At 69.2% G+C, this 8,144-nt stretch carries 6 protein-coding genes; 1 reads left to right on the top strand and 5 read right to left on the bottom strand.

Features of this window, described 5'->3' with window-relative positions; genetic code table 11:
* Positions 1-550: 550 nt before the first annotated feature.
* From pgl to tkt, 5 genes are read right to left on the bottom strand one after another with little or no spacing between them, the layout of a single operon-like run.
* Positions 551-1,333, bottom strand: a complete 783-nt coding sequence (pgl, locus tag ACWD6R_RS38815) for a 6-phosphogluconolactonase (protein ID WP_451823063.1) — start codon at positions 1,331-1,333, stop codon at positions 551-553.
* On the bottom strand, positions 1,330-2,352 hold the full coding sequence (gene opcA / locus ACWD6R_RS38810) for a glucose-6-phosphate dehydrogenase assembly protein OpcA (protein WP_451823062.1): 1,023 nt from the start codon (positions 2,350-2,352) through the stop codon (positions 1,330-1,332). Before opcA ends, pgl begins: the two co-directional genes overlap by 4 nt.
* Positions 2,349-3,881 carry a glucose-6-phosphate dehydrogenase gene (gene zwf / locus ACWD6R_RS38805; protein WP_451823061.1) on the bottom strand — a complete coding sequence of 511 codons (1,533 nt, stop codon included), beginning with the start codon at positions 3,879-3,881 and terminating at the stop codon, positions 2,349-2,351. Before zwf ends, opcA begins: the two co-directional genes overlap by 4 nt.
* A 5-nt stretch (positions 3,882-3,886) precedes the next feature.
* A complete protein-coding gene (gene tal / locus ACWD6R_RS38800) occupies positions 3,887-5,005 on the bottom strand; it encodes a transaldolase (protein ID WP_451823060.1) in 1,119 nt (372 codons plus the stop codon).
* A gap of 34 nt (positions 5,006-5,039) precedes the next feature.
* Positions 5,040-7,127 (bottom strand): transketolase, encoded by a 2,088-nt coding sequence (gene tkt, locus ACWD6R_RS38795; RefSeq protein ID WP_451823059.1) that lies wholly within the window; start codon positions 7,125-7,127, stop codon positions 5,040-5,042.
* 377 nt (positions 7,128-7,504) lie between these two features.
* On the opposite strand from tkt, the gene ACWD6R_RS38790 reads away from it, so the two are divergent.
* On the top strand, positions 7,505-8,144 hold a 640-nt coding region (locus tag ACWD6R_RS38790), incomplete at its 3' end, for a heme o synthase (protein WP_451823058.1).

Below are 8,144 nucleotides of genomic sequence, written 5' to 3'. Positions count from 1 at the left end.
GGGGAAGGAGCTACTAGGGCATTTCGGCAACGCGGGAAGCGTGCGTGCCAGGGCGTGGCCGCCCGATCAGAGGTCACCCGACAGGCTCTGAGCCCGCTCCGGTGTCGGGCGGAGCGGACGTCCCTCCGCCTGCGGACCCTTCGGGCCGTTGACGACTGGGACTCGACGCGCTCGCCCTCGGCCAAGGCCCGGCCGTCCTCGGTGATCACGCAAACCGACCGGCAATTTTTGGGGGGCGGCGTCACGGGGCTGGGGCACGCACCTCGCGGCGTTGTCGTCCATCACCATGGCTCAATCCTCCGCCTTGCGAGGCACGCACCCCAGCCCCGCTCCTTCACCCACCCCCCAATTGCCGGTCGGTCTTAGCACGTCACGCTGGACTGAGCCATGTTTGTCTCCGGGTGGGATCGAGTGCGCCGATACGGCACCGCAGACGTCTCGTGGCACGGCCCCGGCTCGGCGGATCGCTCCCACAGGCGCCGGACAGCGGACAGGCCCGGTCCGCTCCTGGGAGCGAACCGGGCCTGTTGTCAGCCGCGCTGACGACCACTCAGGGAGAAGCCGGCGGATACAGGGCGCGCGGCAGCTGCGAGGCCGCCGCCGAGTCCAGCAGCCACAGCGTGCGGCTGCGTCCGTACGCGCCCGCCGCCGGGGCCTGGATCTCCCCGGCGCCCGACAGTGCGATGGCCGCGGCCTCCGCCTTGTCCTCGCCCGCCGCGAGCAGCCACACCTCGCGCGCGGCCCGGATCGCGGGCAGCGTCAGCGAGATGCGGGTGGGCGGCGGCTTGGGAGCGCCGTGCACACCGACGACGGTGCGCTCGGTCTCCCGTACCGCGGGCAGCTCCGGGAAGAGCGACGCGACATGCGTGTCCGGGCCCACGCCCAGCATCAGCACATCGAACGTCGGGACCGGGCCGTGGTCCTCCGGACGGGCCGCGGTGGCCAGTTCGGCGGCGTACGTGGCCGCGGCGGTGTCGGCGTCGTTGCCGCAGGGCCCGTCCGAAGCGGGCATCGCATGGACCCGGGACGGGTCAAGCGGCACCGAGTCCAGCAGGGCCTCACGGGCCTGCGTGACATTGCGCTCCGGATCGCCGTCCGGCAGGAACCGCTCGTCGCCCCACCACAGGTCGAGCCGCGACCAGTCGATCGCGTCCCGGGCGGGCGCGGCGGCGAGCGCGGCCAGCAGGCCGTTGCCGTTGCGCCCACCGGTGAGGACCACCGAGGCGTAGCCGCGCGCGGCCTGGGCGTCCACGATCTTCGTGATCAGCCGGGCCGCGGCGGCCTGCGCCATCAGCTCCTTGTCGCGGTGCACGACAAGTTGAGGGGCACTCACTTCGATGCCGCCCTCTTCGCCGCGGTCTTCTTCGCTGCGGTCGGGGTGGCGGCGGGCTCGGCGGCCTTCGCTGCGGCGGGCTCGGGCTCCGCCGCGCCGGCCAGGTTCTCCACACCGAACTTCACCGTGGCCTCGTAGGTGTTGTCCGGGTCCAGACGGCGCAGCTCCTCGGCGAGCAGCTCGGCGGTCTCCCGTCGCTTGAGCGCCACCGCACGGTTCGGCTGTCCCTCCATGGAGAGCGTGGCCAGCGAACCGTCCGGGCGGTCCAGGACGATGGTGCCGTCCTTGGTCTCCATCCGTACGGCCGTCAGACCGGGACCGGCGGACAGCGTGCGCTGCACCGGTACCTTGAGCCGGTCCGCGAGCCACATGGCGAGCAGCTCGCAGCTGGGGTTCTCCGACTCGCCCTCGACCGTCGCCGACAGCACCTCGACGGGCTTCTGGTCGAGCGCGGCCGCCAGCATCGAGCGCCACGGGGTGATGCGGGTCCAGGACAGATCCGTGTCGCCCGGGGTGTACGACTGGGCGCGCACCGCGAGTTCGGCGGTGGGCGCCTCCGCCGAGTAGGCGTCCGTGATCCGGCGCTGGGCGAGCGCGCCCAGCGGGTCCTTCGCCGGGTCGGACGGCGCGTCCTCGGGCCACCACAGCACGACCGGGGCGTCCGGCAGCAGCAGCGGCAGGACCACCGACTGGGCGTGGTTGGCCAGTTCACCGTGGAGGCGCAGGACGATGGTCTCGCCGGAGCCCGAGTCGGAACCGACCCGTACCTCGGCGTCGAGCCGCGCGTCGCGCCGGCTGCGCGGCGAGCGGCTGACCCGCTTGATCACCGCGATGATCCGCGAGGGGTGCTCGCGGGAGGAATCGCTCGCCGCCTTGAGGGCGTCGTACGCGTTCTCCTCGTCGGTGACGATGACCAGAGTCAGCACCATGCCGATGGCCGGCGTGCCGACGGCACGCCGAGCCGACACCAGCGCCTGGTTGATCTTGCTGGAGGTGGTTTCCGTGAGATCGATCTTCATGGCCGACGCCAGCTCCGTCCGTCTCGTGCGAGCATCTCGTCCGCCTCTGCCGGACCCCAGGTGCCCGCCGGGTACTGCGCGGGCTTGCCGTGCTTGTCCCAGTACTCCTCGATCGGGTCGAGGATGTTCCAGGAGAGCTCGACCTCCTGGTGGCGGGGGAAGAGGTTGGCGTCGCCCAGCAGCACATCGAGGATGAGCCGCTCGTACGCCTCCGGGCTGGACTCGGTGAAGGACTCGCCGTAGGCGAAGTCCATCGTGACGTCCCGCACCTCCATGGAGGTGCCGGGCACCTTGGAGCCGAACCGCACGGTCACGCCCTCGTCCGGCTGGACCCGGATGACCAGCGCGTTGCCGCCCAGCTCCTCCGTGGCCCCCGACTCGAACGGCAGGTACGGGGCGCGCTTGAAGACGACCGCGATCTCCGTGACCCGGCGGCCGAGCCGCTTTCCGGTACGGAGGTAGAACGGCACGCCCGCCCAGCGGCGGTTGTTGATCGTCAGCTTGATCGCGGCGAAGGTGTCGGTCTTCGACTTGGGGTCGATGCCGTCCTCCTCCAGATAGCCGAGGACCTCTTCGCCGCCCTGCCAGGCGTGTGCGTACTGGCCGCGCACGGTGTGCTTGCCCAGGTCCTCCGGCAGTTCGACCGCCGTGAGCACCTTGAGCTTCTCGGCGACCAGGGCCTTCGGGTGGAAGGAGCCGGGCTCCTCCATCGCGGTCAGCGCCAGCAGCTGCAGCAGGTGGTTCTGGATGACGTCACGGGCGGCGCCGATGCCGTCGTAGTAGCCGGCCCGGCCGCCGATGCCGATGTCCTCGGCCATCGTGATCTGGACGTGGTCGACGTAGCTCCGGTTCCAGATCGGCTCGAACATCGTGTTGGCGAACCGCAGCGCCAGGATGTTCTGGACCGTCTCCTTGCCCAGGTAGTGGTCGATCCGGAAGACCTCGTTGGGCGGGAACACGTCGTGCACGATCTGGTTGAGATCCTGCGCACTGGTGAGGTCGTGACCGAACGGCTTCTCGATGACGGCGCGCCGCCAGGAACCCTCCGTCTGGTCCGCCAGTCCGTGCTTCTTCAGCTGCTGGACGACCTTCGGGAAGAACTTCGGCGGCACGGACAGGTAGAAGGCGAAGTTGCCGCCCGTGCCCTGTTCCTTGTCGAGCTCCTCGATGGTGGCCTTCAGGGTTTCGAAGGCCTCGTCGTCGTCGAAGTTGCCCTGGACGAAGCGCATCCCCTGGATGAGCTGCTGCCAGACCTCCTCACGGAACGGCGTGCGGGCGTGCTGCTTGACGGCGTCGTGGACCTCTTGGGTGAAGTCCTCGTCCTGCCACTCGCGGCGCGCGAAGCCGATGAGCGAGAAGCCCGGTGGCAGCAGGCCGCGGTTGGCCAGGTCGTAGACAGCGGGCATCAGCTTTTTACGGGACAAATCGCCCGTGACGCCAAAGATCACCAGGCCCGACGGCCCCGCGATACGCGGGAGCCGGCGGTCCTGGGCGTCACGGAGCGGGTTGGCTCCGGGAACACCAGACAAAGTGGTCAGCCCTCCGAAGGGGCGAGGCGCTTGAGCTCCGCCTCGGTGGAGTTGAGCAGATCGATCCAGGACGCCTCGAACTTCTCGACGCCCTCGTCCTCGAGGAGCTGCACGACGTCGTCGTAGGAGATCCCGAGCTTCGCGACGGCGTCGAGCTCGGCCTTCGCCTGCTCGTAGGTGCCGGCGACGGTGTTGCCGGTGACCTGCCCGTGGTCGGCCGTGGCCTCCAGGGTTGCCTCGGGCATGGTGTTCACCGTGCCGGGGGCGACCAGGTCGACGACGTACAGCGTGTCCTTGTACGCGGGGTCCTTGACACCGGTGGAGGCCCACAGCGGACGCTGCTTGTTGGCCTGCGCCTTGTCCAGAGCCGCCCAGCGGTCGGAGGAGAAGACCTCCTCGTACGCCTGGTACGCCAGCCGGGCGTTGGCGAGCGCCGCCTTGCCCTTCAGCGCCTTGGCCTCGTCGGTGCCGATCGCGTCGAGCCGCTTGTCGATCTCGGAGTCCACACGGGACACGAAGAACGAAGCCACCGAGTGGATCCTGGAGAGGTCCAGGCCTGCGGCCTGCGCCTTCTCCAGGCCCGCCAGGTAGGCGTCCATGACCTCGCGGTAGCGCTCCAGCGAGAAGATCAGCGTGACATTGACGCTGATGCCCTTGCCGATGACCTCGGTGATCGCCGGCAGACCGGCCTTCGTCGCCGGGATCTTGATGAGCGTGTTCGGCCGGTCGACCAGCCAGGCCAGCTGCTTGGCCTCGGCGATCGTGGCGTGGGTGTGGTGGGCCAGCCGCGGGTCGACCTCGATGGAGACCCGGCCGTCCTGGCCGTCCGTGGCGTCGAAGACCGGGCGCAGGATGTCGGCGGCGTCGCGGACGTCCGCCGTCGTGATCATGCGGATGGCCTCGTCGACCGTGACCTTGCGGGTCGCCAGGTCGGTGAGCTGCTGCTCGTAACCGTCGCCGTGCGAGATGGCCTTCTGGAAGATGGACGGGTTGGTGGTGACGCCCACGACGTGCTGCTGGTCGATCAGCTCGGCGAGATTGCCGGAGGTGATCCGCTTGCGCGACAGGTCATCGAGCCAGATCGCCACGCCCTCGTCGGAAAGGCGCTTGAGTGCGTCTGTCATGAGAATTGCATCTCCTACTAGTCGTATAACGGCGTCAGCGCGCGACGGCGGCGAGAGATTCCCGCGCTGCGGCGGCAAGGTGCGCACCGGTGAAACCGAACTCGCGGAAGAGGACCTTGGCGTCGGCCGAGGCACCGAAGTGCTCCAGCGAGACGATCCGGCCGGCGTCTCCGACGTACCGGTACCAGGTCAGCCCGATGCCCGCCTCGACGGCGACGCGGGCCTTCACGGACGGCGGCAGAACACTGTCCTTGTACGCCTGGTCCTGCTCCTCGAACCACTCGACCGACGGCATCGAGACCACCCGGGTCGGGATGCCGGCCGCCTGCAGCTCCTCGCGCGCCTCGACGGCGAGGTGCACCTCGGAACCCGTGCCGATCAGGAGGACCTGCGGCTCGCCGCCCTCGGCCTCGAACAGCACGTAGCCGCCCTTGGCCGCGTCCTCGTTCGCCTCGTACGCCGGCACGCCCTGACGGGTCAGCGCCAGGCCGTGCGGGGCGCCCTTGCCGAACACCTTGGTGTAGCGGCGCAGGATCTCGCGCCAGGCGATGGAGGTCTCGTTGGCGTCGGCCGGGCGGACGATGTTCAGGCCCGGGATGGCGCGCAGCGAGGCCAGGTGCTCCACCGGCTGGTGGGTCGGGCCGTCCTCGCCGAGACCGATCGAGTCGTGCGTCCACACGTACGTCACCGGCAGGTGCATCAGCGCAGACAGCCGCACGGCGTTGCGCATGTAGTCGGAGAACACCAGGAAGGTGCCGCCGTAGATGCGGGTGTTGCCGTGCAGTGCGATGCCGTTCATGGCCGCGGCCATGGCGTGCTCGCGGATACCGAAGTGGATCGTGCGGCCGTACGGGTCCGCGCCCGGCAGCGGGTTGCCCGCCGGGAGGAACGACGACGTCTTGTCGATCGTCGTGTTGTTCGAGCCCGCGAGGTCGGCGGAGCCGCCCCACAGCTCGGGGATGATCTCGCCGAGCGCCTGGAGCACCTTGCCGGAGGCGGCGCGGGTGGCGACGCCCTTGCCCGGCTCGAAGACCGGAATGCTGTCCTCCCAGCCCTCGGGCAGCTCGCCCGCGGAGATCCGGTCGAACTCGGCGGCGCGCTCCGGGTTGGCGGTGCGCCACGCGGCGAACGTCTTCTCCCACTCGCCCTTGGCCTCGCGGCCGCGGTCCAGGGCCTCACGGGTGTGCGCGATGACCTCGTCGGAGACCTCGAAGGTCCTCTCCGGGTCGAAGCCCAGGACCTTCTTGGTCGCCGCGACCTCGTCCTCGCCGAGCGCCGAGCCGTGCGAGGCCTCGGTGTTCTGGGCGTGCGGGGCCGGCCAGGCGATGATCGAGCGGGCCGCGATGAACGACGGGCGCTCGGTCTCGGCCTTGGCCACCTGCAGCGCCTGGTAGAGACCCGCGGGGTCCAGGTCGCCGTTCGGCAGCTGCTCGACGCGCTGGACGTGCCAGCCGTACGCCTCGTACCGCTTCAGGGTGTCCTCGGAGACCGCGGTCTCCGTGTCGCCCTCGATGGAGATGTGGTTGTCGTCCCACAGCAGGACCAGGTTGCCGAGCTTCTGGTGCCCGGCCAGCGAGGAGGCCTCCGCGGAGATGCCCTCCTGGAGGCAGCCGTCACCGGCGATGACCCAGACCATGTGGTCGAACGGGGAGGTGCCGGGGGCCGCCTCCGGGTCGAACAGGCCGCGCTCGTAGCGGGCGGCCATGGCCATGCCCACGGCATTGGCGACACCCTGGCCCAGCGGGCCCGTCGTCGTCTCGACACCGGTGGTGTGGCCGTACTCCGGGTGACCGGGGGTCTTCGAGCCCCAGGTGCGGAACGCCTTGAGGTCATCGAGCTCCAGGCCGTACCCGGCCAGGTAGAGCTGGATGTAGAGGGTCAGGCTCGTGTGACCCGCCGAGAGCACGAACCGGTCGCGACCGGTCCAGTCCGCGTCGGCGGGGTCGTGCCGCATCACCTTCTGGAAGAGCGTGTACGCGGCGGGAGCCAGGCTCATCGCCGTACCCGGGTGGCCGTTTCCGACCTTCTGTACGGCGTCAGCGGCAAGGACGCGGACAGTGTCCACGGCCCGCTGGTCCAATTCGGTCCACTGGAGGTCTGTGGTGGTCGGCTTGATGCTCACCCTGAGTCAGGGCTCCTCTCCACTGTTGTAAACCGGTGACTGGCGACCGCACCGGGCAGCGTCGAGCCTACCCCCGACGCAACACGCATTTTCCGGGTGCTTTCCAGGGTGCGGGCGACCCGCGGAGTTCGCCTCCCGTATGAGCGCAGCGGCTCACTTATGCGCTACTCCGATGAGCGTCACTCCTTACTTATGCGCTACTCCGATGAGCGTCACTCCTTACTTATGCGCTCATCGGGCACGGCGCTTCTGCGCCACTCCAACACGACCCCACCCCCGCGAAGAACGGCCTGTCCCCAACGTCTACAGTGGTCTGGTTCGCGCAAGTCTTTACTGGGCCTTCATGTCCGGAGCTTGCTGGGATTTCTCTGTCAGGGGTGTGCGTGACGGCCGTCGAGTCCCGACCCGCAGGGGTCGCCTTGACTCCGAGCCCAGGGGGCCATCGCCCGTTCGGGGCCCGTATCAAGGCATTCGTGGCACTGACCAAGCCGCGGATCATCGAGCTGTTGCTGATCACCACTGTTCCGGTGATGTTCCTGGCCGCTCAGGGTGTACCCGACCTGTGGCTCGTACTCACTACCACCATCGGCGGATATCTCTCCGCGGGTGGTGCCAACGCGCTCAACATGTACATCGACCGCGACATCGACGCGTTGATGGACCGTACGTCGCAGCGTCCGCTGGTCACCGGCATGGTGAGCCCGCGCGAGTGCCTGGCCTTCGGTATCGCCCTCGCGGTGATCTCGACGGTCTGGTTCGGGCTGCTGGTCAACTGGCTGTCGGCGGCACTGTCGCTGGGCGCGCTGCTCTTCTACGTCGTCGTCTACACGATGCTGCTGAAGCGGCGCACCTCGCAGAACATCGTCTGGGGCGGCATCGCGGGCTGCATGCCGGTCCTCATCGGCTGGTCCGCCGTGACCAATTCGATGTCCTGGGCCGCGGTCATCCTCTTCGCCGTCATCTTCTTCTGGACGCCGCCGCACTACTGGCCGCTGTCGATGAAGGTCAAGGACGACT

It is taken from the genome of Streptomyces sp. NPDC005151, assembly GCF_053599875.1.
The sequence above is the reverse complement of the archived record's forward strand: the minus strand, read 5'-3'. Positions and strand labels throughout refer to the sequence as shown.

What these genes read in the sequence shown, in the direction of transcription:
- opcA (WP_451823062.1), bottom strand. Translation starts at nt 2,352, where the DNA reads ATGAAGATCGATCTCACGGAAACCACCTCCAGCAAGATCAACCAGGCG.
- tal (WP_451823060.1), bottom strand. Translation starts at nt 5,005, where the DNA reads ATGACAGACGCACTCAAGCGCCTTTCCGACGAGGGCGTGGCGATCTGG.